At 71.3% G+C, this 24,643-nt stretch carries 10 protein-coding genes; 5 read left to right on the top strand and 5 right to left on the bottom strand.

What is annotated here, in order from left to right; genetic code table 11:
* Positions 1 to 75: 75 nt before the first annotated feature.
* From ASC81_RS07690 to ASC81_RS07710, 5 genes are all read left to right on the top strand, one after another.
* Positions 76 to 1,803 (top strand): ShlB/FhaC/HecB family hemolysin secretion/activation protein, encoded by a 1,728-nt coding sequence (locus tag ASC81_RS07690; RefSeq protein WP_056264831.1) that lies wholly within the window; start codon positions 76 to 78, stop codon positions 1,801 to 1,803.
* Complete coding sequence (locus tag ASC81_RS07695; RefSeq protein WP_056264835.1) at positions 1,803 to 13,538, top strand: autotransporter-associated beta strand repeat-containing protein; 11,736 nt, start codon at positions 1,803 to 1,805, stop codon at positions 13,536 to 13,538. The genes ASC81_RS07690 and ASC81_RS07695 overlap by 1 nt, the downstream gene beginning before the upstream one ends.
* An 11-nt stretch (positions 13,539 to 13,549) precedes the next feature.
* Entirely contained in the window at positions 13,550 to 14,950 is a 1,401-nt protein-coding gene (locus ASC81_RS07700) for a caspase family protein (RefSeq protein WP_082536351.1), read from the top strand.
* 127 nt (positions 14,951 to 15,077) lie between these two features.
* Positions 15,078 to 15,485, top strand: coding sequence for a hypothetical protein (locus tag ASC81_RS07705; RefSeq protein ID WP_056264840.1), 408 nt, complete (start codon positions 15,078 to 15,080; stop codon positions 15,483 to 15,485).
* Positions 15,486 to 15,559: 74 nt separating this feature from the next.
* Entirely contained in the window at positions 15,560 to 15,961 is a 402-nt protein-coding gene (locus ASC81_RS07710) for a hypothetical protein (RefSeq protein ID WP_235533593.1), read from the top strand.
* 18 nt (positions 15,962 to 15,979) lie between these two features.
* Here ASC81_RS07710 and ASC81_RS07715 read toward each other — a convergent pair whose 3' ends face one another.
* The 5 genes from ASC81_RS07715 to ASC81_RS07735 are packed head-to-tail and all read right to left on the bottom strand — an operon-like array spanning position 15,980 to position 24,420.
* The gene (locus ASC81_RS07715) at positions 15,980 to 18,070 is read right to left on the bottom strand and encodes a CHASE2 domain-containing protein (RefSeq protein WP_056264841.1); all 2,091 of its coding nucleotides are present in this window, start codon (positions 18,068 to 18,070) and stop codon (positions 15,980 to 15,982) included.
* Positions 18,051 to 18,926: a 3',5'-cyclic nucleotide phosphodiesterase gene (locus ASC81_RS27340; RefSeq protein ID WP_162245867.1), complete on the bottom strand. Its 876-nt coding sequence runs from the start codon at positions 18,924 to 18,926 to the stop codon at positions 18,051 to 18,053. The genes ASC81_RS07715 and ASC81_RS27340 overlap by 20 nt, the downstream gene beginning before the upstream one ends.
* Entirely contained in the window at positions 18,919 to 21,126 is a 2,208-nt protein-coding gene (locus ASC81_RS27780; protein ID WP_235533594.1) for an HD domain-containing phosphohydrolase, read from the bottom strand. Before ASC81_RS27780 ends, ASC81_RS27340 begins: the two co-directional genes overlap by 8 nt.
* Before the next feature lie 4 nt (positions 21,127 to 21,130).
* The gene (locus tag ASC81_RS07730) at positions 21,131 to 23,104 is read right to left on the bottom strand and encodes a FecR domain-containing protein (protein ID WP_082536352.1); all 1,974 of its coding nucleotides are present in this window, start codon (positions 23,102 to 23,104) and stop codon (positions 21,131 to 21,133) included.
* Entirely contained in the window at positions 23,101 to 24,420 is a 1,320-nt protein-coding gene (locus ASC81_RS07735) for a surface lipoprotein assembly modifier (protein ID WP_056264849.1), read from the bottom strand. The genes ASC81_RS07730 and ASC81_RS07735 overlap by 4 nt, the downstream gene beginning before the upstream one ends.
* Between the last annotated feature and the right edge of the window lie 223 nt (positions 24,421 to 24,643).

Genomic DNA, 24,643 nt, shown 5'->3' on the forward strand with positions numbered 1-24,643 from the left:
CATGGCAGGCCGCGACCCGGATGGGCCTCAGTCTGAGCCTGCGCCAGCCCCGCCTTCAACCGTCCGGACCCTGCCTTGCCGCCCGCCCGCCCGCACCGCCGCCGCCCCGCCTGCCTGACCGCGCTGGTCATGGCCTGGGCGACCGCCATGCCGGCCTGGGCCGCCAGCACGCCGCCTGTCGTGCCCACGCCGGCCGAACTGGCCCGGCCGCCCGCGGGCAGCCGCAATACCGAGTTGCCGCCCGAAAGGCCGGCCGCTGCTCGGGAACTTGGCAAACCCGAAGACGAGCTGAGGATCGACGTCCCCGCCTACAGCCTGTCGCCCGACGCCCCGGCCGCGCTGCGGGCGGCACTGCCGCGGCTGACGGCCGCCTTCGTCGGCAAGGACCGTGGCTTCGAGGACCTGGTCAACGCCGCCAATGAAGTGACCCGCTTCCTGCAGCGCGACCTGGGGCTCTACCTGGGCTATGCCTACATCCCCGAGCAGGTCTTCGACGGCCAGACTGTGCGCATCGCCGTGCTGGAGGGGCGGCTGGACCGCGTCGTGCTGAACTGGCCCAACTCACCCAAAGGCCTGCCCGTCGAGCGCGAGGTCGTCGAGGCCTATCTCGCGCGGCTCAAGCCGGGCGACGTGCTGACGGTCGAGGCTGTCGAGCGCACGGTTTTCCTCATCAACGACCTGCGCGGCATCGTCACGCGCGCCGAAGTCAAGGCCGGCGCCACGCCCGGCACCGCGATCCTCGAATTCACGCCGCGGGCGGAGGCCCGCTACAGCGGCAGCGTCGACGCCGACGCTAATGGCTCGCAGTTCATCGGCGCCGGCCGCATCGGTGCCCAGGCCATCATGGCCAGCCCGCTGGGCCGCGGCGACGGCCTGTCTGCGTCCGTGCTCAGCTCGCACACGGGTGGGCTGCTGTTCGCGCTGCTGGGCTACACCAGCCCCATCGGCGCCGACGGCTTCAAGGCTGGCGCCTCGCTGTCGGCAGTGCGCTACCAGCTCGACAAGGGCGACTTCCCCCTCGGCCTGGACGGCACCGGCACGACCTTCAATCTGTTCGCGCTCTACCCCTGGGTACGCTCGCGCAACCTCAACCTTTTCGCTCTCGGCGCCGTCAACGCCAAGCGGTATGCCGACAACGTCGCCGCGCTGGCGACCAAGAAGCAGGTCGACGACGTCAACATCGGCGTCAGCGGCGATTTCCGCGACAGCCTGCTGACCGGCAGCGTCAACACCTTCGAGCTCAGCCTTGCCCAGGGCCGGCTGCAGTTCGACGGCGGCGCGCCGAGCGGCAGCGACGATGCGAGGCGCTTCACCAAGCTCGGTTTTTCCGCATCGCGGCTGCAGAACGTCGTCAGCAACCGGCTGCTGGCTTACGTCACCGTGCGTGGACAGTGGGCCCTGCACAACCTCGATTCGACCGAGCAGTTCCGCGCCGGCGGGCCCAACGGCGTGCGCGCCTTTGCGCCTGGAGAGGGCACTGGCGACAGCGGCGCCGTCGCCAGCCTGGAACTGCGCTGGCTGCCGCCGGCCAGCCTGCTCGGGCGCTGGGCCAGCGAGCTGGTGTTCGCAGCCTTCTACGACGCCGCCTTCGTGCAACTCCGCCACGACCCCAGCCTTACCGTCCGCGAGCCCGGCTACGTCAACCGCACCTGGCTGGGCGGCGCTGGGGTGTCGCTGGTGTGGGCGCGCGGCAGCCAGTACTCCTTCCGCATGAGCCTGGCCACGCCCACCTACGGCGAAGCCAGCAGCGCGACCCAGGACCGCAAGCTGCGCTTCTACGCGCAAGGGTCATGGAGCTTTTGATGAAGCGCTTCACACCCCTCGGTTTGGCGTTGAGCCTCGCGCTCGCCTACCCCTCGGCGGCGGCGCTGCCACTGGGCGCGCAGGTCGTGCACGGGCAGGTCGCCATCAAGCCGGGCCTGATCCAGCAGGGCAGCGACAAGGCCATCGTCAACTGGCAGAGCTTCTCCATCGCGGCCGGAGAGACGCTGCGCGTGCAGCAGCCCGGCGTCAACTCGGTGCTGCTCAACCGTGTCGTCGGCGGCGATCCGTCGCTGATCCTCGGCCAGCTGCAGGCCAACGGCCGCGTCTTCCTCGTCAACCCGCGTGGCATCGTCTTCGGACGCGGCTCGCAGGTCGACGTGGGCGGCCTTGTGGCGTCGACGCTGGACTTGTCGGACACGAATTTCCTCGCCGGCAGCTACCGCTTTTCGGCCGGCAGCCAGGCCGGTGCATTGCAGGCCGACGGCGACATCACGGCCGCGGGCGGCACGGTCTCATTGCTGGCGCGCCAACTGAGTGTGTCCGGCAGCATCGAGGCCCGCCGCGTCGGCCTCGCCGCGGCCAGCACCGTGCAGGTGGACGTCGAAGGCGACGGCCTCGTGCTCTTCAACCTGCGCAACGACGACGCGCGCAGCAATGGGGAAACCGCGCTGAAGTTCAGCGGCCGCGTGCAGGTCGATGGCGGCAGCGCCGAACTGCGCGCCCAGGCCCGCGCCGGTGCGGCCGGCCAGGTGCTCAACATGGACGGCATCGTCCAGGCGCGGGCCTTCAGCCAGCAGGGCGGGCGCATCGTCATTGATGGCGGTACGGTGGGCATCACGACCGTCAACGGCGCATTGGACGCCAGCGGTGAGCGCGGCGGCCACATCACCGTGCTGGGCCAGAAGCTGGCCTTGCTGGACGCGGCGCGGCTCGACGCCTCGGGGCGGCTGGGTGGCGGCACGCTGCAGGTGGGTGGCGGCTTCAAAGGCCAGGGCACCGAGCACAACGCAGCGCAAACCTGGATAGGTGCGGGTGCCGAACTGCGTGCCGACGCCACCGAACAGGGCGATGGCGGCCGCATCGCCGTCTGGGCCGACCAGCGCACCGACATGCTGGGCAGCATCCGGGCCCGCGGCGGGCGCCTGGGTGGCAACGGCGGCATGGTCGAGACCTCGGGCGGCCAGCGCCTCAACGTGCTCGGCCAGGTCGATGCCAGCGCGCCACAGGGGCGGCCGGGGCAGTGGTTGCTCGATCCCAATGACGTCGTCATCAGGGCCAACGGCGGCACCAACACCAACGTCGGCGCTGCGCCCAACTTTGCAAGCACGGACGACAGCGCCGTGGTTGACGTCGGCGCCCTCAACAACGCGCTTTCCGGCGGCACGTCGGTCACGGTGCAGACCACTTCGTCCGGCAGCAACAACCAGCAGGGCGACATCGACGTGCAGGCCGCCATCGTGCCCACCGGCGCGGCCACGCTGAACCTGATCGCCGTCCGCCACATCAACTTCGGCACGGGTGGCGGCAGCATCGGCGCGGGCGCGGGGGCGCTCAACGTCAACCTGCAAGCCGGCGGCAACATCACCGGCAACACCGTCAACACCGGCGGCGGCACCCTCGCCGCGACGAGCACCGGCGCCGGCACCATCGCGCTCGGCAGCGTCACCAGCGCGGGGCTGACCATCAACACTGCGGGTGGCGACGTGGTGCTGCCCACGGGCACCGTCTCCGGCAATGTCAGCGTCACCACCAGCGGCAACGCCACGATCACGCAGGCCGGCGGCCTGGCGGTGACCGGCACGACGGGCGTCACCACGGGGTCGGGCAACATCACGCTGACGGCCGCCAGCAACAACCTGCAGGGGGCCATCAGCCTCACCACCACCGGCACCAGCCTGATCAGCAATGCCAGCGGCAACGCGCTGACCCTGGGCGCACTGAACACGCACGCCCTCACCGCCAGCGCCACCGGCGCCAACCTGAACCTCGGCAGCGGCACGGTCACCGGCAACCTGACCGCGACGACGACCGGCACTGCCACCATTACCCAGGGCGGCGCGCTGACGGTGACCGGCACCACGGCGCTCAGCAACGGTAGCGGCAACATCACGCTGGCCGCGGCCAACGACCTGCGTGGTCTGGTGAGCGTCACCACCACCGGCGACGCGCAACTCGTCAACGGCAGCGGCAGGGCCCTGTTGCTGGGCGCGCTGAGCACCGGCGGCCTCGCCGTCAGCACCAGCAATGCCGATCTGGACCTCGGCAGTGGCAGCATCACCGGCAACCTCAGCGCGACGACGACCGGCACCGGCACGATCACGCAGACCGGTGCGCTGACCGTGACCGGGACGACGGGTCTGAGCAGCGGCAGCGGCGACATCACGCTGACCGCGGTCAACGACCTGCAGGGCGCGGTGAGCATCACCAGCACCGGCACGACCGAGCTTGGCAATGCCAATGGCAACGCGCTCACGCTGGGCACGCTGAACACGCATGCGCTGACGGTCAGCACCAGCGGGGCGAACCTGATCCTCGGCAGCGGCACGGTCACCGGCACTCTGAGCGCGACGACGACGGGCGCAGGTACCATCACCCAGGCCGGCGCGCTGACGGTGACGAGCACGAGCGACATCAGCAACGGCAGCGGTGACATCACGCTGACGGCGGCCAACGACCTGCAAGGCGCCGTGGACATCACGACGACGGGTGCCACGCAGATCGGCAATGGCGCCGGCAAGGCGCTGACCCTGGGCACGCTGAGCACCCGGGCGCTGACCGCCAGCACCAGCGTCGCCGACCTTGACCTGGGCAGCGGCACGGTCACCGGCAACCTCAGCGCGACCACGAGCGGCACCGGCGCCATCACCCAGACCGGCGCGCTGACGGTGACGGGCACAAGCGGCTTGAGCAATGGCAGCGGCGCCATCACGCTGACCTCGGCCAACGACCTGCAAGGCGCGGTGAGCATCACCAGCAGCGGCGCGACCCAGCTCAGCAATGCCAACGGCAACACCCTGACCCTGGGCACGCTGAACACCGGCGCGCTGACCGTCAGCACCGTCAATGCCGATCTCGTGCTGGGCAGCGGCACGGTGGGCGGCAACCTCAGCGCGACGGCGACCGGCAACGCCACCCTCACGCAGAGCGGCGCCTTGACGGTGACGGGCGCCATGGCCTTGAGCAATGGCAGCGGCGACATCACGCTGGCCGCCGCCAACGACCTCCAGGGCGCCGTCAGCATCACGACCACCGGCACCACGCTGATCGGCAATGGCGCCGGCAAGGCGTTGACGCTCGGAACGCTGAGCACGCGTGACCTCACCGTCAGCACCAGCGGCTCCCACCTCGGCCTGGGCAGCGGCACCGTCACCGGCAACCTTAGCGCGACGACGACCGGCACCGGCGCGATCGCGCAGACCGGTGCATTGACAGTGACCGGCACGACCACCTTGGGCCATGGCAGTGGCAGCATCGGCCTGACGTCCGCCAACGACCTGCGGGGCGTGGTGAACATCACCGGCACTGGTGCCAGCCACATCGTCAACGGCAGCGGCAAGGCCTTGGCAATGGGCACGCTGAACACCGGCGCGCTGACCGTCAGCACCAGCAATGCCGGCATCAACCTGGGCAGCGGCGCCATCGGCGGCGCGCTCAGCGCCACGACCACGGGCAGCGGCAGCCTGACGCAGAGCGGCGCGCTGACGGTGGGCGGCACGAGCAGCCTCAGCAACGGCAGCGGCAACATCACGCTGACCTCGGGCAACCACCTGCAGGGGGCGGTCAGCGTCACGACGACAGGTGCGACGCAACTCAGCAATGCCAGCGGCAACGCGCTCACGCTGGGCACGCTCAACGTGCGCGCGCTGACGGTGAGCACCAGCGGCGCCAACCTGGGCCTGGGCAGCGGCACCGTCACCGGCAACCTCAGCGCAACGACCAGCGGCGCGGGCACCATCACTCAGGCGGGCGCGCTGATGGTGACCGGCACCACCGGCCTCGGCAACGGCAGCGGCAACATCACGCTCGCGTCGGCCAACGACCTGCAGGGTGCGGTCAGTGTCACCACCACCGGCACGGCGCAGATCGTCAACGGCAATGGCCGCGCGCTGACGCTGGGCACATTGAACACGCACGGCCTCACCGCCAGCACCAGCAACGCCAACCTGCAGTTGGGCAGCGGCACCATCACCGGCAACCTCGGCGCGACGACGACGGGCACCGGCACCATCACGCAGGCCGGCGCACTGACGGTGACCGGCACCAGCAGCTTCAGCAACGGCAGCGGCGACATCACGCTGAGCGCGGCCAACAACCTGCAAGCCGCGGTGAGCCTGTCCACCACCGGCACCACCGTGCTCGGCAACGGCGGCGGTAACCCCTTGACGCTGGGCACGCTGAACACCGGCGACCTGACCGTCAACACCACCGCCGGCGCTGCGCTGAACCTGGGTGCCGGCAGCGTCAACGGCACGCTGGCGGCCAGCAGCCAGGGCGGCGCCATCAGCCAGACCGGCGCGCTGTCCGTCAGCGGCATCGCAACGCTGGACGCCACGACGGCCGGCAACATCAGCCTGCCTGACACCGGCAACCAGTGGCACGGCCTCCACCTTGTCGGCAACTCGCTCGATGTGCGCTCGGCCGGCGACCTCGAGATCCTCAGCCTGACCCAGCCCGCCAACCGCGCCTTGACGCTGTCGGCCGGCGCCAACCTCATCCTCGGCCCGGTCGCCAACATCAACACCGGCACGGCCGACCTGACGCTGACCAGCGGCGGCAGCTTCACGATGGGCGGCGTGCTCGCCGGGCGCAATGTCGAGCTGCAGGCGCAGACCGGCCTGGTCCTCGGCCAGAACATCACGGCCAGCGGCGCGCTGAAGCTGACGACGGCCAGCGGCGACATCGACCAGACGGCCGGCAGCCTGCTGGTGACGGGCACGACGACCGTGTCGGCCGGTGCGTCGGCCATCAGCCTGAACCAGGCGGGCAACCACTTCGGCAGCGCCGTCAGCCTGAGCGGGGGCGCCACCACCCTGGTCGACAGCGCGGCACTGACACTCGGCACGCTGGCCACCGGGGACCTGACGGTCACGTCGAGCGGTGCCCTCAATCTCGGCCAGGGCAGCGTCAACGGCAGCTTGAACGCCACGAGCAACGGCTCTGCGATCACGCAGGCCGGCGGCCTCACGCTGACCGGCCTCACGACGCTGGACGCCGGTGCCGCCGACATCACGCTCAATCAAGCCACCAACCACCTGCAAGGCGCCATCACCGCCACCGGCGGCGCCGTCTCGCTGCGCAGCGCCAACAACCTCCATCTCTTCGCGCTGACCCAACAAGCCAACAAGGGCCTGGAGCTGGAAGCCGGCGCCACCCTCATCCTGCCGGCCGGCACGAGCAACATCGACACCGGGACCGAGGCGCTGACGCTGTCCAGCGGCGGCGTCTTCAGCACCTTCGGCACGCTCAAGGGCGGTGCCGTGACGCTCAAGGGCCAGTCGGCCACGCTGGCGCACGACATCACGGCCTCCGGCGCCCTCGTCGTGACCGGCACCGGCGGCGCCATCATCCAGACCGGCGGCGGCCGCATCAGCGCGACGGGCACGAGCCGCTTCGACGCCGGTGGCCAGGCCATCACCTTGAACACGGCGACCAACCAGTTCGCGGGCCTGGTCTCGCTGACCGGCGGCAGCACGCAGATCCGGGGCCTGGGCGCGCTGGGGCTGGATGCCCTGGCGACCGGATCGCTGCAGGCCGTGGCCAGCGGCGCGCTGACGCTGGGAACGGGCAGCGTCGGCGGCGCGCTCACCGCGACCAGCGGCGGCGCCATCACCCAGGGCGCCGGCGGGCTGAGCGTGACGGGCACGGCCAGCTTCCAAGCCGGCAGCGCCGACATCACGCTGGGCGACGCCGCCAACAGCTGGGGCGGCGCCGTGGCGCTGGCCGGGCGCAACGTCGTGCTCGAAAGCAGCTCGGCCGTCGCGCTCGGCAACGTCAACGCCACCTCGCTGGCGCTGACGGCCGGTGGCGCCATCAGCCAGGGCACGGGTGCCACGGTCCAGCTGAGCGGCCCGCTGGGTATCGACGCGGGCAGCGCGGCCATCACCCTGGCCAACAGCGGCAACCAGCTGGGCGTCGTCGTCACGCTCAAGGGCGGCGCCACGCAGGTTCGCACCACCGGCGCGTTGGTGCTGGGCACGCTGGACACCGGCGCGCTCACGGTCAACAGCGCCGGCGCCATGAACCTCGGTCACGGCACGGTCGCCGGCAACCTGGCCGCCACCAGCGGCAATGGCGCCATCACGCAAGCCGCGGGCGGCCTGAGCGTCAGCGGCAGCGCCAGCATCAACGCCGGCACGGCCGACATCACGCTGGACGATGCCGCCAACAGCTGGACGGGCGCCGTCGGCTTGAGCGGCCGCGACGTGCGCCTGACCGACGCCAGCGCCGTCGACCTCGGCTCGGTCGGCATCCGCTCCCTCGAGCTAAAGGCCGCTGGCGCCGTGTCGCAGAGCGCGCCCCTCAGCCTGGCCGGTGCTCTGAACGTGGATGCCGGCAGCGCCGCCATCACGCTGGGCGACACCGGCAACCAGCTCAGCGGCCTCGTCACGCTAACGGGTGGGAACACGACCGTGACCACCTCGGCCGGCCTGACCCTGGGCACCCTGGCCATAGGCGACCTCACGGCGGGCGCTTCGGGCGCGCTGAACCTGGGCCAGGGCAATGTCGGCGGCAACTTGGTGGCCCACAGCGGCAATGGCGCCATCAGCCAGTCCGGCGCGCTGCTCGTGACCGGCTCGGCCAATTTCACTTCCGGCAGCGGCAACATCACGCTGTCGAATGCCGGCAACCAGTTCCTGGGTGCGCTGAGCCTGACTGGCAATGCAGTCACCGTCTTCAACCAGCCCAGCCTGAGCTTCGGCATGCTGAGCTTCAACAGCCTGGACGCCACCAGCAACGGCAGCATCACGCTGGGCAGCGGTGCGCTCAGTGGCTCATTGACGGCTCGCGCGCTGGGCGGCGCCATCACGCAGGTGGCCGGCGGCCTCACCGTGGCGGGCGACGCCACGTTGCAGGCGAGCGCCGGCATCACGATGACGGATGCGGCCAACCGGCTGGACGGCATCGTGAACCTGAGCAGCGGTGCCAGCGCCATCACCAACGCCGCCGGCCTGCGCCTGGGCACGCTGGCCACCGCCGGGCTGACGCTGAACGCCGCCGGCACGCTGGACCTCGGCAGCGGCAGCGTCGGCGGCACGCTGATGGCCATCAGCAGTGGGGCGATCGGCCAATCCGGCGCCTTGTCGGTGAGCGGCGGCACCAGCCTGAACGCAGGCAGTGCCGGCATCTCGCTCAGCCTGGCGGGCAACAGCTTTGGCGGCGGCGTCGACCTGCGCGGCGGCAATACCATCATCACCGGCGCGGGCGCGCTGAACCTAGGCAACCTCAACGTGGCGGCACTGACGGCATCTGCCTCTGGCGCGCTGCGCCTGGGGACAGGCGCGGTGGCGGGCGGCCTCAATGCCAGCGGCACGGCCATCACGCAGGCGGCCGGCGGCCTGACGGTCAGCGGCGTGTCGACGCTGGGCGCCGGCGGCGGCCGCATCGATCTCGCGGACGCGGGCAATGCCTTCGGCGGCGCGGTCAGCCTGGTCGGTGGCGATGTGGACCTGGCCAGCAGCGGCGCGCTGCGCCTGGGCAGCTTCACGGCGAACGACTTCAGGGCAAGCGCCGGCGCCGACCTCGACCTCGGTGGCGGAACCGGGAACGGCGCACTGACGGCGACGACGCGCGGCAGCCGGATCAGCCAGTCCGCCGCATTGACGGTGCGCGGCGTGGCCAACTTCGTCGCCGACGGCGGCCTCGCGACTTTGGTACTCGACCAGCCAGGCAACCAGCTGCTGGGCGGCATCGCCATGCGCGGCGTCAACGGCGGCCGCTTCGCCAGCGCCGACATCAGTAGCGCGCTGGACCTGAGCTTCAGCGGCGATGTGCAGACGCTCAAGCTCAGCAGCGGCGGCCTGCTGACTTTGGGCGGAGGCCGCAGCGACACTCTCAGCGCCGCGGCGGCCCAGGGCATCGTCCTGACCGGCCCGCTGGTGGTGAGCGGCCTGACGACGTTGATCGCCCGAGGCGTGGCCGTCCCGGTCGACCTGGCCACCGGCGGCGCGGGCAATGACCTCAACCGCGTGGAACTGAAGGCCGAGGCCGGCGGCAGCATGGGCCGCGTGCAGCTGCGCGATGGCGACGGCAGCCGCGGCGACGGACTGAAGGTCACCGGCGATGCCGCGACCCTGGAGGTCACGTCGGCCGGCGCTCTCGATTTCGGGGGCGGCAGCTACGGCAGCCTGACGGCAGACACCGTCGCCACCGGCGCAGCCATCACGCAAAGCGGTGCCTTGGCGGTCAGCGGCCTGACGACGCTGAAGGCCGGCGGCGGCAACATCACGCTGACCCGCATCGACAACAGCCTGCCGGGCTTCGCAGTGGACAGTGCCGGCATCGCCAGCCTGGTCAGCGCGGCTGGCTACACGGTGAACGCGAGCAATGTCTCGACCCGGCTGGAACTCGGCGGCACCGGCGCCATCAACCTGGTCGGCCCGCTGTCGGGCAGCGGCGAGCTGGTCATGCGCGGCAGCGGCAGCCTGACGATGACGACGGCGCAGCGCTACAGCGGCGGCACGCGCATCGAGTCCGGGACCGTGGTGCTGCACGGCGCAGCGGCCCAGGCGGGCAGTGGCGCGGTGCAGCTGGGCGCGGCCGGTCAGCTCGACCTGCGCGACGGCGCCACGCTGGGGGCCGAGCTGGTCGCCCAGGGCGGCCGCGTGCTGAACACCTCGGGCGCGGGCACGCTGGCCGGCGCGGTGACGCTGCAGGCGCCGATGACGGAGTTCCTGCCCGGTGTCGGCGGCCTCACGATCCGTGGCGCCGTCGGCGACGGTGGTGCCGGCTTCGGCCTGCGCCTGGCGAGCAGCGGCACGCTGACCCTGGCCGGCAGCAGCCAGTACAGCGGCCCGACCGACATTGCTGCCGGCACCCTGCGTGTGGCGGGCGAGCTGCCCGCCACGAGCGCCGTGCAGCTGGCGGCCGGTGCCACGCTGGCGCTGGGCCGCGACCAGGCCATCGGCTCGCTCAGCGGCGCCGGCAACGTCGAACTCGGCAGGTTCACGCTGGGTACCGGCCTGGACGGTCAGGACGGCAGCTTCAGCGGCAAGCTAGCCGGCAGCGGCGGGCTGACCAAGCTGGGCAGTGGCCGCTTCACGCTGGCCGGCCACGGCGCGCACACGGGTGCCACGCGCGTGGCCGCGGGCGAGCTGGTTCTGGCAACGGGCACGGCGCTCAACGACATCACTGCGGTGAGCGTGGATGCCGGCGCACGGCTGACGGTGCAACAGAACGCCAGCCTGGGGTCGCTGGCCGGCTTCGGCACGGTCGATGTGCAGGCGCCGCTGCTCAGCGTCGGCAGCAACGGCAGCAGCACCCGCTTCGCGGGCGCCATCACCGGCCCCGGCGGGCTGGCCAAGCTCGGCGCCGGCGCCTTCACGCTTGGCGGCAGCAATACGCTGGGCGGTGACCTGCAGGTTCAGGCCGGCACGCTGCAGCTCGAAGGCAGCGGCGTCAACGCGCTCGCGGCGGGTGTGCGCCGGCTCGCGGTGCTGCCGCTGACGGCAGGCGTCAGCGTGGCCAGCGGTGCGACGCTGGAACTGCTGGCCGACCAGAGCCTGGGTGCCTTGTCCGGCAGCGGCCGCGTGCTGCTCAACCCCTACACGCTGACGCTCGGTGCCAGCGGCCGCGACAGCCGCTTCGACGGCGTGGCCGAAGGCAGCGGCGGGCTCACCAAGGCCGGCAGCGGCATCCTGACGCTGGGCGGCGCCAATCTCTACACCGGCGCCACTGTGGCCAGCGGCGGCACATTGGTGCTGGACACCGCCCAGGCCCTGGCCGGGGCCAGTGCGCTGGTCATCGATGCGCCTACCAGCGTGCAGGTAAATGCGGCCCAGGCCGTCGCGTCGCTCACCGGCGCGGGCAGCCTGGTGCTGAACGGCGCCAAGCTGTCCAGCGGCGCGGGCGGCAGCGACAGTCGCTTCGACGGCGCAGTCAGCGGCAGCGGCAGCCTCGTCAAGCAGGGCGCCGGCACGTTGACGCTGACCGCCGCCAGCAGCAACAACGGCGCCACCGTCATCGAGGCCGGCGCGCTGCGCCTGGCTGGCAATGGCAGCCTGGGTGCCGGCGACATCCGAAACCAAAGCGAACTTCGCCTTGATCGCAGCGGCGCGATGACGCTTGACCAAGCCGTCAGCGGCAGCGGCAGCCTCGTCGTCAGCCAGGGGCAGGTGACGCTCGCCAACGCGGCCAACAGCTACACCGGCGCGACCCAGGTGCTGGGCGGCGCCCTCGTCACGACGGCGGCCGAGCGCCTGCCCGATGCGAGCGCCGTGCAGGTGGCCGCCGGCGCGCAACTGCAGCTCGGCGGCAACGAGACCATCGCCTCGTTGCAGGCGGCCGGCAGCGTGCGGCTGGCGGGCAACCTGACGACGCGCGCCGAGCAGGTCTACACCGGAAGCCTGACGCTGGCCAACGCCGCCGGCCTGACGCTGGCCGGCACGCTGATCGATGCGAGCCGCAGCACCAACCAGTTCGCCGGCGCGCCGCTGTCCCTGAGCGGGGGCCAGGCGCTGCTGACGTTGAAGGAGACGCTGCAGCTCGGCCAGGTCAGCCTGTCGGGCGGCGGTCGCATCGAAGCCGAGCGCCTCGCGCTCAACGGCGCGTTGCAGCTCAGCGGCGGCAGCCTCGGCCTCGTCGCGACGGCCACGCCGGACGACGCCAAGGCGCTGCCGCAGGCTCCGCTGCAGGTGCCCGTCGCCGGCCAGCCGCTCGCGGTGGCCGAGGCCACCGTGCAGCAGGGCGCCAGCGGCGTCATCACGCTGGCCGAGGGCGCGAGCCTGGCCGTCACCGCCAGCGGCGGCGGCTCGGTCCTGCTGGGGCTGGACGGCAACAGCTTCAAGGGCCAGCTATCGGTACTCAGCGGGGCCGGCTACAACGCCGGATGGCTGCCCAATGTGCGCGGTGCGCAGGCCGTGCAGTCGCTGGTGCGCGTGAGCGGCCAGCAGTTGCTGATCGGCGGCAGCGGCATCGAGGCCGACACGGTCTACATCCGCGCCGACCAGCTCGCCACGACGGGCGGCGCCAAGCTGGTCGCCCGACTGCCGTTCGACGAGATCGTGCTCGGCCGGGCGCTGTCGGCACCTGGCATGACGCTGGAGCTGAGCGTTGCAGCTTTCGGCTTGCCCGGCAGCTTTGGCAGCATCAACGGCCAGCCCATCCAGGTCGAGGTCGGCTCGACCGACACCGGTGGCCGCACCACCGGCCCGAACGCCGGCTACCTGACCGTGCTGCCGAAGGCCGGCGCGCAGGGCTCGACCGCCGTCGTGCTAGTCGGCCCCAAGGTGGGCAGCGCGCTGGCGGCCGGCGGCCCGGGCTATCGCTTCTTCCATGACGGCGCCAGCCAGGCCATCGAGGTTCCGGTCGTCTACAACGGCGTGCTGCCGCTGACGCCGGCGGCCTCGGGCGCCTTGTCGTCCATCAACGGCGACGCCGAAGACGCCCGCCGCGCGCGCTTCCAGGAAACGGTGCGCACCGAGAACGTCACCGTGCGGCTGCGCTCGGGCGTCATCGCCGAGGTCGGCCCCGGCCGGCCGTCCACCCAGGGCAGCGAGGGTGCAAAACCGCCCGAGCAGTGCGATCCTTCGTCCCAGCCCGTCCTCAGCTGCAAGTAGCCGTTGGCTTCATGACCATCCGTCCCCATTCCCCCATCTCCCTGCCGCGGCGCCGGGTGTGCGGCTCGCTGCTTGGCAGCCTGGCCGCGCCCTTGCTGCCCGCTACCGATGCCGCGGCCGCCGCGCCGCTGCCCAGCGCCGAGGTGCGCCTGGCGCTGCTGATGGGCAACCGCAGCTACCCGACGCCCTTCGACCTGCCGCCCATTCCCAAGAACCTGCGCGACCTCGAAGCGGTACTGGCGCGGCGCGGCTTCCAGGTCACGTCGGCGCTGGACCTGGACCTGCCCGCCGCCCGCCGCGTGCTGGAACAGTTCATCGCCGAGGCGGCGGCCAGCCCGGCGGATACGACGGTGTTCTTCTACTTCGGCGGCCACGGCATCCAGGTCGATGCATCCAACCTGCTGCTGCCCGCGGGCCTGAACCCGTCGGCCAAGGGCGAGCTGCTGCAGACTGGCAGCGTGCAGCTGCTCAGTGACGTCGTGCGCCGCCTGCCGGCGCGGCGCGAGGGGATGATCATTGCCGTTGTTGATGCCTGCCGTACCGGTCTGCGGGCCGGTGAAGTCGTGGGCCTGAACCAGGTCGAGGCGCCGCCCGGCTGCCTCATCACCTTCTCCACCGGCGCCGGCAAGCCGGCCATCGCGCCCGCGGTCGAAACGCAAAACACCTTCTACACCGGCTCGCTGGTCAAGCTGATGAACAGCGTGTCCGACCAGACCACCTTCCCCGAGCTGATGCAGCTGGTGCGCAGCGATGTGCGCGAGACGATGCTCAACCACCCGGTCGCCGCCGTCCGCGAACTGGCGCAAGACCCCTTCATCGCCGACCACACCCGCGTGCGCCTGACCGTGGAGCCCAAGCGTGAGGGCGCTGCAGCGCCAGCCGGCCCCGACATCAATGAGGAGGCCGAGCTCAAGAAGCTGGAGCAACTCGCCTGGCCGGCGGAGGTCGTGCAGGTGGCCGAGGCCTTCCTGAAGGCGCGCCCCGACAGCCCCTTCGCCCCCGGCGTGCAGGTGGCGCGCGACGGCGCACGTGCGGCGCTTGCAGCACTGCGGCGCAACGACGTGCGCCTGTTCCGCACCGCCTTCTCGCTCAACGAGGACATGCCCAACGAGCAGCGCCAGGACCTGTTGCGCTGCGGCCGTGGCGACAAGGATGCGGCCGCGCGCATGGCATGGCGCTTCCGCGGCGAGAGCAGCGGCGGCGGCGACGGCTATGGCCGCGCGTCGTCCGCGCAGTCGCGCTACGAAGGCTGGATGCAGTTCGCCGTCGCGCTGGGCAACGGCATCGCGAGCTACGAGCTGGCGCTGCATTTCCGCAAGAACGGCCAGCCGCTGCTGGCTTCGCAGTTCGAAGCACGCGCACGGGACCTGGGCTACACGCCGCCGCCCAATCTGGACAACGTCAGGAAGTAAGCGGCGAGTGGCGGCGCCGCAGCCTGTATCGGAGGCTGTGCCATCGCATCGCAAGCCGGCGTCCTACACGGTGCCTTGCGCTGTGGGACGACGCTTGTCGCATCGGAACTTTCCAGCGTGGTGCCCCATGAAGAACGCATCGCTCGCCCTGCTGGGCGCCTTGGTTGCGATGGCGGCTGCCGGCCCCGCAGGCGCACAGACGGCGCCAGCAGCGTCTGCCGCGTCGGCGCCGGCGCCGATGACCGCGGCATCTCGGGTGATGCCGAACCGCAACCCGGCCATCCTGGCATCCGAGAACGCCAAGGAGCCCGGCGTGCAGCGACCCGAGGAACGGGTGATCCCACAGCTGTCCCTGCCGCTCAAGGGCAGGAATGCCGGTGCCACGGCTGCCACCACGGCATCGGCGCCCGCCGGCAGCCTGGCGGGGGGCGTCAACGACGGCGCCGCCCGCTGCATCGCGGCCCGCAGCGCCACCGAGCGGGCGGCCTGTGAGCGCAGCCTCGCGGCCTCCGCGCCGGTGAAGGCACGGGAGTGATCAAGATGCCTTTTCGCAGCCTGCTGTCTTCCCTGTTGATCGGCGCCGTCGCCAGCGCCCGTTCGATGACGCCCATGGCCTCCATCGCCGCCGCCCGTCTGGCTGGCCGCCGCACGCCGGGGCAATTGGTCCTGCTGGACCGCCCGCTGTTCAAGTTCGGCGCGCTGGCCATGGGCATCGGTGAGTTGTTGGGCGACAAGATGAAGACGGCGCCCGATCGCACCGTCTTTCTCGGGCTCCTGGCGCGCGTCATGAGCGCTGGCATCGCGGGCGCGGCACTGGCCCCGCGCGGCAGGGAAAGTGCCGGCGCGGCCGTCGCGGTCAGCACCGCCGTCCCGCTGGCCTATGCCACCCTGGGTGCCCGCAAGCAGGCTATGGCCCGCATCGGCCAGACCCGCAGCGGGCTGATCGAAGACGCGCTGATCGTCACGGCGGGGATTGCCGTCGTGATGTTGGCGATGAGGCCGAGGCGCTAGAACTCGTCAGGGCTGTGGCTACTTTTCGGCCAGCTCGATGGCGTCGCCTTGATCGCCCGCACGCAGACGCGCCAGATGCAATTTAACGAGCGGGTCGTCCGGCCGGGCGTTCGCCAGGGCCTCGAATGCGGGCAGCGCGTCGCCGCTGCCATCGCGCATCAAATCGAAGGCCTGTTGATAGGCCGCATCCGGCGCCTCCGGCAACGGATCAAAGGTCATCAGATAGCCGGTGCGGCCGGCCAGGCGCAGTCTGCCGATGGGGCGCGCCGCGGCGCCGGGGCAGCCGGCCAGCGTCGCCTCGGACACGCAGATCAGCGTGCCCAGGTGCTTGTTCGCGCCTTCCAGCCGGGAGGCGGTGTTGACCGGGTCGCCCAGCGCGCGGTAGTCGAAGATCGCCTCGCCGCCGAAGTTGCCGACCGTCACCTCGCCGGTGTGCACGCCGATGCGCGTCTCTGAGAACGCGATGCCCTGGCGCCCCAGGTCGTCGACATAGCGGCGCGAGAAGGCGTGCATCGCCAGCGCGCAGCGCAGGGCCCGCTGTTCATGGTCTTTTTGCTCGACAGGCGCTGAGAACATGATGGCCACGGCGTCACCCACGATGCGGTCCAGCGTGCCGTCGTGCTCGAAGGCAATGGCGATCATGCGGTCGAGGTAGGCGTTGACCAGGCCGACCGCCTTCGCCGGGTCCATGCCTTCCATCAGGCGCGTGAAGCCGGCCAGGTCGGTGAAAACGAAGCTGCAGCGCTGGCGCCGGCCCTCCAGCACGAGGGCATCGGGGTGGGTGATCAGGTACTCGACGAGGTTGGGCGACACATAGCGCGAGAACGTCTGCTTCATCCAGCGCTGCCGACGCTCGCTCTGCAGATAGCGCATCACCGTGGTGGGGATGAACACCAGTGCCATGGCGAGCATCGGCGTGACCGCATCGATCAGCACGCCGCCGTGCACGAAGGCCGCCCATGCTGCCCCGCCCACGGCGCCCGCCAGCACGAGGAAGCCGGCCGACGAGACGGTGGCGCTGCGCTTCATCGCCAGCAGGCCCACCGCGGTGCAGCCGAGCAGCGTGACGATCCATTCGACCGCCGGCGTCCAGCCCGGGCGGCCGAGGGGCTGGCCGGTCAGCACCTGTTCCAGCGCCTGGGCATGGACTTCGACGCCGGGGATGATGCCGCCCAGCGGGCCGAAGCGCAGGTCCATCAGACCCTGGGCCGAGGTGCCGACGAGGACGATCCGCCCCTTGAGGGCGTCGGCCGGCAGGCTGCCGTCGAGCACCCGCCATGCGGGTATGTAGCGCGCGGGCTGCGGGCGGGCGTAGTGCACCCAGACGGCGCCGCTGGCGTCGGTGGCGATGAGCCGCTCGCCGATGCGCACGTCGATGACGCCGCCGCTGTCGCCGGCGCTGCGCACCGTGTAGTGGCTGACGCCGGCGGCCAGCCGCAGCGCCTCGGCGGTCAGCGAAGGCACCAGGCGCCCATCGAGATTGAGCAGCAGTGGCACCTGGCGGACGATGCCGTCCACGTCCGGGATGAAGGTCATGGCCCCCTGGCCTGCGGCGGCCTGCTGCAGGTCCGGCAGGTTGGCGACGCTGGAGGCGAAGGTCGGCAGGAAAGGCGCAGGATCGCCGCCGAGCGGGAAGTAGCCCGCCTTCAGCGCGAGCCCGTCGTCGCCCGGGTCCACGCCGACGCGCGGCGCAGCCGGTTGGTGGCTCAAGCCGAAACCGAGCACCACATGGCCTTGCGCCAGCGCGCTGGCGAGTGCGGCATCGCCGCCGACGGCCGTGCTGCCGTCGCGCTCGGCGTAGACGATGTCGACCGCCACCGAGGCCGGCTGCTGTGCCGAGATGGCGGCCAGCAACTGGGCCACGCGGTCGCGCGGCCAGGGCCACTGGCCGATGCGGCGCAGGCTTTCGTCGTCGATGTCGACGATGCGCACCGGCGCGTCGTCGTGCGGCCGGGGATGCCAGCGCTGGAACTGGTCGAAGCTGGCGTAGCGCAGGCCGCGCAGTGCGGGTGGGTCGGCCCATGCCATGAACAGGGCCAGCAGCAGCATGCCAAGCGGCACCGCCCAGGCCCAGCGGGCCAGCCCCGGTTCAGCCTTGGGCGACTGCATGCAGGCCGCCGGCCAGCGCCGCGTGCATGGCGCGGACGCACGGCAGGAAGAAGCCGCCGATGTAGCCCTGCTGCAGCACGCCGTCCATGAAGGCCAGCTTGTCGCGCGGGCCCAGCGGGCGGCCCCATTCGCGCGCCAGCCGCTCCTGCATGCGCAGTGCATGCCCGTCGTCCAGCCCGATCGACGGCAACACGTCGGCCTCGCACAGGATGCGCGCGAGCTGGGCCAGCTCGGGGTCGGTCACCAGTGCGGCGAGCTCCGGCGCGCCCGCCGGTGCCGCGAGCGGCATCGCGGCGCGGCCGGCGTGGGCCTGGCAGACGGCCGACATGTAGGCGGTGCCGCCACCGGTCTCGGTGGCCAGCACCAGCACCATCAGGCAGTCGGTCTGCGCGGCGGCAAGGCCGGCCGCAGCCAGCAGCGCGCGCAGGCTGTCGACACTGGCGCGCTCCTGGACGAAGGCGGCCTGCGGGCGGCCCTCGTGGACGGCGTCATGCACCAGCGCGGCAAGCACGACGAGCTGGGTCGCCTGCGTGCTCAAACGGGCCAGCAGGCACAGGCCGTAGGCCGTCAATGCGACCTCGCAGAAGTGCTGGCGGTTGTGATAGCTGTGGCGGTCGAACGTGTCGGGCTGCGCGTCGATGGCGGCGGCCACGGCGGCGCCGGCACGCGCCAGCGCCGGGTCGATGGCGCCGCCGAGGTCGGCGGTCATCTCGGCATTGACCCACTGCAGCTTGTCCGGCCGCTGCGCGACATGCTCGAACAGCGCCAGCAGCTCGCTGGCAACGCGTGGCGCCGCGCCCGCTGCCACCGCGGCCCGCAGGCCTGCCATGCCGTGGCCGGCGGCGGGGCTAGGCATGCGGCGCAGTGGCGCAGAACGGCGTCGGGTCGCTGACGTCGATCTGCTCGGTATCGAGGTGCTTGTGCGCATACGCCAGGTAGACGCCGGAGCGCAGAAAGAGGTTGTAGATGTCGGCGTCGATGTGCGTGCCGGCCATGCGCTGCATGATGGTCAACGCCTCGGAAAGGGGCTTGGGTTTCTTGTAGGGCCGGTCCGCAGCGGTCAGCGCTTCGAAGATGTCCGCCACCGCCATGATCCGGCTCGGCACGGACAGCTGCTCGGGCCCGAGCTGGCGTGGATAGCCCTTGCCATCCATGCGCTCATGGTGGGTGCCGGCGTACTCCGGCACGCGCTTGAGATGCTTGGGGAAGGGCATGCGCTCCAGCATCATCACCGTGTGCACCATGTGCTCGTTGATCTTGTAGCGCTCCTCGCGCGTCAGCGTGCCGTTGCGCACCGACAGGTTGTAGAGCTCGCCGCGGTTGTAGAGGTGCTCCGGCACGTCCATGCGAAAGCCGAAGGCCGGATCAAGCCGCTCGCCTTCGGGCCGCGCCACGATGTCGCGCGGGCGGTCGGCCAGCAGCGGTTCGGTGCAGGGCAGGGCAGGGGCGCGCTCCGCCGCGCGGGCGGCCAGCTCCACTGCTGACAGGCCCAGGCGGTCGTCGAAGTGCCGGGTCCACTGGCGCGCGCCGATGCCCGCCAGCGCCTCGATGGCGTCGTCCTCCAGCGCCTCATCGCCCACGTTGCAGCGCGCGACGAACTCGAAGTCCTGCTTCAGGCGCGCGAGTTCGGCGGCATGGGCAGCCTGCTGCGCGTCGCTCCACGTGCCGGCCACCTGGGCCTGCAGCCGCGCGATCTCGAGGTCGCGGTGCAGCACCTCGAAACGCATGCGGACTTCATGGATGCGGTTGTGGATGGTTTCGAGCTTGGTGGCCTTGTCGATGACGTACTCGGGCGTGGTCACCTTGCCGCAGTCATGCAGCCAGGCACCAATGCGGAACTCCTCCCACTCCCGCTCGGAGCGGAACGCGAAGTGCTTGAGCGGCCCGTCACTGGCATCACACGCGGCCTGCGCCAGGCGCATCGCCAACTCGGGCACGCGTTCGCAATGGCGGCCGGTGTGCGGGCTCTTGGCGTCGATGGTCGTGGCGAGCACCCGGATGAGGCTTTCGGTCAGCTGCTTTTGCGAGTCAACCAACTCCATGTTGTCCAGGGCCACCGCGGCCTGCGCGGCCAGCGCCTCCACCAGCGCGCCCGCCTCGGGGTCGAAGGGCACGATGGCACCCGTGAACGGGTCGAGCGCATTCATGAACTGAAGCACGCCGATGGGCGAGCCGCCGCGCGGGGCGATAGGCACCGTCAGCATGGAGACCGTGCGGTAGCCGCTGGCGTCGTCGAAGGCGCGGGTGCCGCTGAGGTCGAATCGGGTTTCCGCGTAGACGTCGTCGATGCGGACAGCCTGGTTGTGCAAGGCCGTGTAGACGGACACGTAGTTCTCGTTGGGGTTGCCCGTGCCAGGGTCGTACAGCGGGATCTGCGTCGCCGGCAGCGGGTCGCTGCGGGTTCGCAACTCGAAGCGCAGCGTCTGCTCTTCGGTCACCATGTACATGGTGCCGCCGTCGCAGTTCAGCAGATGGCGGCCCTCGCTGAGCAGCTGCTGAAGCAGCGCCGCGCGGTCGCGGCACATCGACATCGCGATGCAGGTCTCGATGAGGCCGTTCAGGCGCAGTGAGCGTGAGGACAGCTCCGCGCCGAAGCGGCTCTGCTCCATCGCGCTCTTGCGGCGCAGGCGACGCAGCTCGGCCAGGGTGGACAGGCGCCGGCCCACCTCGGCCACGTCCGCCGGGCAGCCGATGCAGTCGCTCGCGCCCGCGTCGAAGGCGCGTTGCTGCTCGCTGCCCATGCACCGCGTGGCGAGCATGACGATGGGCAGCACGGTCGCGGGATAGCGCGCGCGGATCGCGGCGGCGAGCACGACGGCGGCGTCGAAGTCGGCTTGCGCATCCAGCACCACGGCGTCCCAGTCGCCGCGGTCCACCTGCGCGAGCGCGTCGGCCGCGCCGCAGTCGCGAACGACGAAGCGCGCCCGGCGCAGGCCGTCGATGAGGCTGCGGTCCGCATGCGGCTCGGTGCCTTGCACAACCAGGATGCCGCCGGCCGCGCTCGTGTGCTCCGCGCCGAAAGGCGATGGCTGCGGATGGGGGCCTGGAAAATTCATGAATTCAGCGCTTGAAGACGATGACGCCGGAGACGTTGCCGAGGCGGCTGTCGAAGCCGTAGATGACGCCGGCATGCGTCCCCGCCGAACCGGCGATCTGGCCGATGACCGAGACGTTGTTGCCAAGGCTGCCGGTGCAGCCGCTGCGGCAAGCGGTGCCTGTGCTGGTGATCAGCGAGACGCCTGCAAAGGTCGACAGCGAAGTCTGTGTCGCCGTGCCGGTCAGCGTGAAGGTCTGGCCGGGCACTGGTACCGTCAGCGTGTAGATGGCGGTGCCGGAGGTCTGCAGGGTCAGCGCGGCGGCGAAGCTGCCGCTGGCGCTGTTGACGGTGCCAGTGGCAACCATGTTGCCGTTGGACTGGACGGTCGGTGATGTCGATGCGAATGATGTGAACAGCCCTGACGTCGGCCCTGTCGGCGTCGATGTCGCGGTGAAGTACTGCAGGGTGGTGAGATTGCCATCGCCAACGCCGTTGCGGTTGTTACCCGCTTGCCCGCCGATCCAGCGACCCCAGGCGATGACGCCGTCGACGCCCGCGTCGGTCGATGTGCCGTTTTCCAGGATGGTCCTGCCCGTTGCGGCATCTTTCAGCGACAGCAAGCCGCCGCTGGCGTCGAACTGCGCGGTGCCGCCGATCAGATCGGCCGCGATGTCGCCCTTGTCATTGCTCCAGACCAGACCGGCTGTGACATGTGACGTCGGGGCCGGCGGCGGCGTGGGAGTGGGAGGCGGTGCAGGCGTGGGGGCTGGCCCAGGCGCGGGAACGGGCGCTGGTGCTGGTGTTGGGGCAGGCGCTGGCGCAGGCACCGGTGCGGGCGGTGGGACGGGTACCGGTGCCGGCGCAGGAACGGGCGCTGGCGCTGGTACCGGTGTAGGCGGCGGGACGGGTACTGGTGCCGGCGCAGGCGGAGGAACGGGCGCTGGCGCTGGTACCGGTGCAGGCGGTGGGACGGGTACCGGTGCCGGCTCAGGCGGAGGAACGGGCGCTGGCTCCGGTGCCGGCGGTGGGACGGGCACTGGCGTCGGCGCGGGAGCAGGAGCCGGCGCTGGTACGGGTGCGGGCCCGGGAACCGGTGCGGGAGCCGGTGTTGGCGTGGGTGCGGGTGCAGGGACGGGCGCTGGCGCAGGAGCTGGCGTGGGCGTGGGCGCAGGGACCGGCACAGGCGCCGGCGGGTTCTGCGCTTGGGTCACGAGTTCCTGGGCGGTCTTCTCGCCCGAGGTGGGCCGTGCCGCCGCAGGGGCGGGGCTGGCTGCAGGCGATGGCGCCGCAGCGGTTTCCGCGCCGGACTCGGCGGCGGCCTCGGCGGGCGCTTCGGCCGCATTGGCCGGTTGCAGGTGTACCAGCGGCTTGGCGCTCACGTTCGGCTTGACCGACCGGTTCGGCGCAAAGGCCGACGATCCCTTGGGCACGTCGACGCAGCCGCCGTCGTTGCAGACGGCCACCCGACCGCCGGTCACGCCGACCCGCAGGCCGTTGTCGACGTCAGCGGTGTATTCCGTGCCGCGGATGCCGATGGTGCCCGACTGCGTCTCGAGCTTGTAGTTGTCCGTGCGGGGTTTGCCGATGCTGCCGCTGATGGTGCGCAGGCCGCCGCCCAGCAGGCTCATGAAGCCGCGTTCATCGTTGCCCGCCGGCCCGGCCAGGCGGTAGTCATCCAGGCGCAGCGTCGTGCGCTCGCCCAGCGCCATCATGGCGCCATCGACCATGCGCAGTTGCACGCGGCCCTTGGTGGTCTGCACGGTTTCGCCCGACTCGACGCTCTGGCCGGTCTTCAGCTCGCGAACCACGCCCTTGGCCGAGACGACGCGAACGTCACCGCTGGTGAAGATGGCCGTGGCCGCCGGCGCCCCCCAGGCCAGACCATTGACGACGCACAGCGCCGCCATCGCCAAAACATTGCGAAGGCAGTTGGTCGGCGCGGGCGTGCTGCCGCGATGCCCACCACGCCGGCTCGGCGGTCCATGCATGCGGCTCATTGGAAACTCCTGTGGGCGGTGATCTGGAACACGTTGCGCGAGTAGTCGTACAGCACGACGTTGGACCCGGCCCCCGAGCGGCGCGCCTGCGCGACAACCTGCCAGTGCGGGTCGGCGCTCCAGCGCAACCCGGCGGCGACATCGTTCTGGCGATCCTGGCGGGCGACGTCGAAGAAAGGCTCGGTGCCGCCGTAGCGCCGCCGCTCGAACTGCCACTCGGCCAAGCCCGACAGGGCGGCGCCCAGGCGCTGCTCCACGCCCAGCCGCAGGCCCGCGCCCTGGTGGCCGAAGTGCGCGACCTCGGCCTGGCGGGTGCGCTCGCGCACGCCATAGGCGCTGCCGTAGACGAGCGGGCCGGCGCCGCCAAACTGGCGCGCCAGCCCGAGCCCAAGCAGCAGGCGGTCGGTGTCGCGCTCGGCCTGGCCGTGATAAGTCTGGCGCGACCACTGCCCGAACACGCTGGCCTGCGAGGCGGCGTCGAACTGCGATTGCCATTGGGCGGCCAAGCCGTTGGCCGTGCGGTATCGGCTGCCGCCGACCCAGGCCGTGTTGTTCTGCAGGGCGATCAGCTGCCTTTGCGTGCCGGCCGTGTGGCGCAGGCCGGCCGTGGCGTCAAAGAAGACGGTGTTCATGTCGTGCACGACCCGGCCCATGGTGGCGCGCAGGTTGGCCGCGCCCACCAGCTTCCACGCAGGCGACAGCGCCTTCTCGGCGTTCACCCCGCCCGCTGCGGAGGCCACGAGGTCGTGGCGCTGGCGGTTCTCCGGCGCGGTCTGGAACACGATGCCGCCAAAGGCGGGGATCGCGAACTCGCCCTGGTTGGTGGCGCTGTTGACATTGCTGTCGTAGGCCGCGCCGAACTCCACATAGCCCAACAGCTGCGGGCCGGTAGGCGGCGCCACCTGGTTGACGACGCCGATCACGCGCTCGATGGCGGCCGCCACGCCTGCCGGCAGGTCGGCGCTGCGCGCCAGGCGGAACTGCTCGCGCGCGGCGTCGGCATCGCCCGCGGCCAGGTAGGCGCGCCCCAGTTCAGCGCGGGCCAGCATGTTGTCGGGCTGCCGCTCCACGACGCGTTCCAGCGCAAAGATGGCGCGCGTGACATGGCCCGCATCCAGCGCCGCGACGCCCAGCAGGTAGTCGAAGCGGGCGTCGCCGGCCCGTGCCATCTCGGCGTCGGCGAGCAGGGCATAGGCCCCCGCGGCGTCACGCCGGGTCAGCTTGGCGCGCGCGTCGTCCAGCAGCGCATCCTGCGCGCTGGCATCGGTGGACAGGCAGGTCAGGGCGACAGCGAAAGCGCAAAGTCGGGCGCCCAACCGGAGCCCGGCGCTCTGCGTCCGGAAAGGCAGATGGAGCAAAGAAATCCTCGCGCACGTTGGTATTCAATGCCTGGCGGCATTGCGGTCGCAGCATCTTCGGCCAGCCCTTGTCTGTCTGGTAGCTTGCAGCGGCGAGGCGCCGTGACGTCCGTCTCGGATGTGTTTGGAGAGATGTAACCAGGCTGTGTTTGGTTGCGCTTCGGTGCGGCCAAGCCCAAAA

Origin of the sequence: Pelomonas sp. Root405, from assembly GCF_001425165.1 — a bacterium.
Taxonomy (GTDB): domain Bacteria; phylum Pseudomonadota; class Gammaproteobacteria; order Burkholderiales; family Burkholderiaceae_C; genus Pelomonas.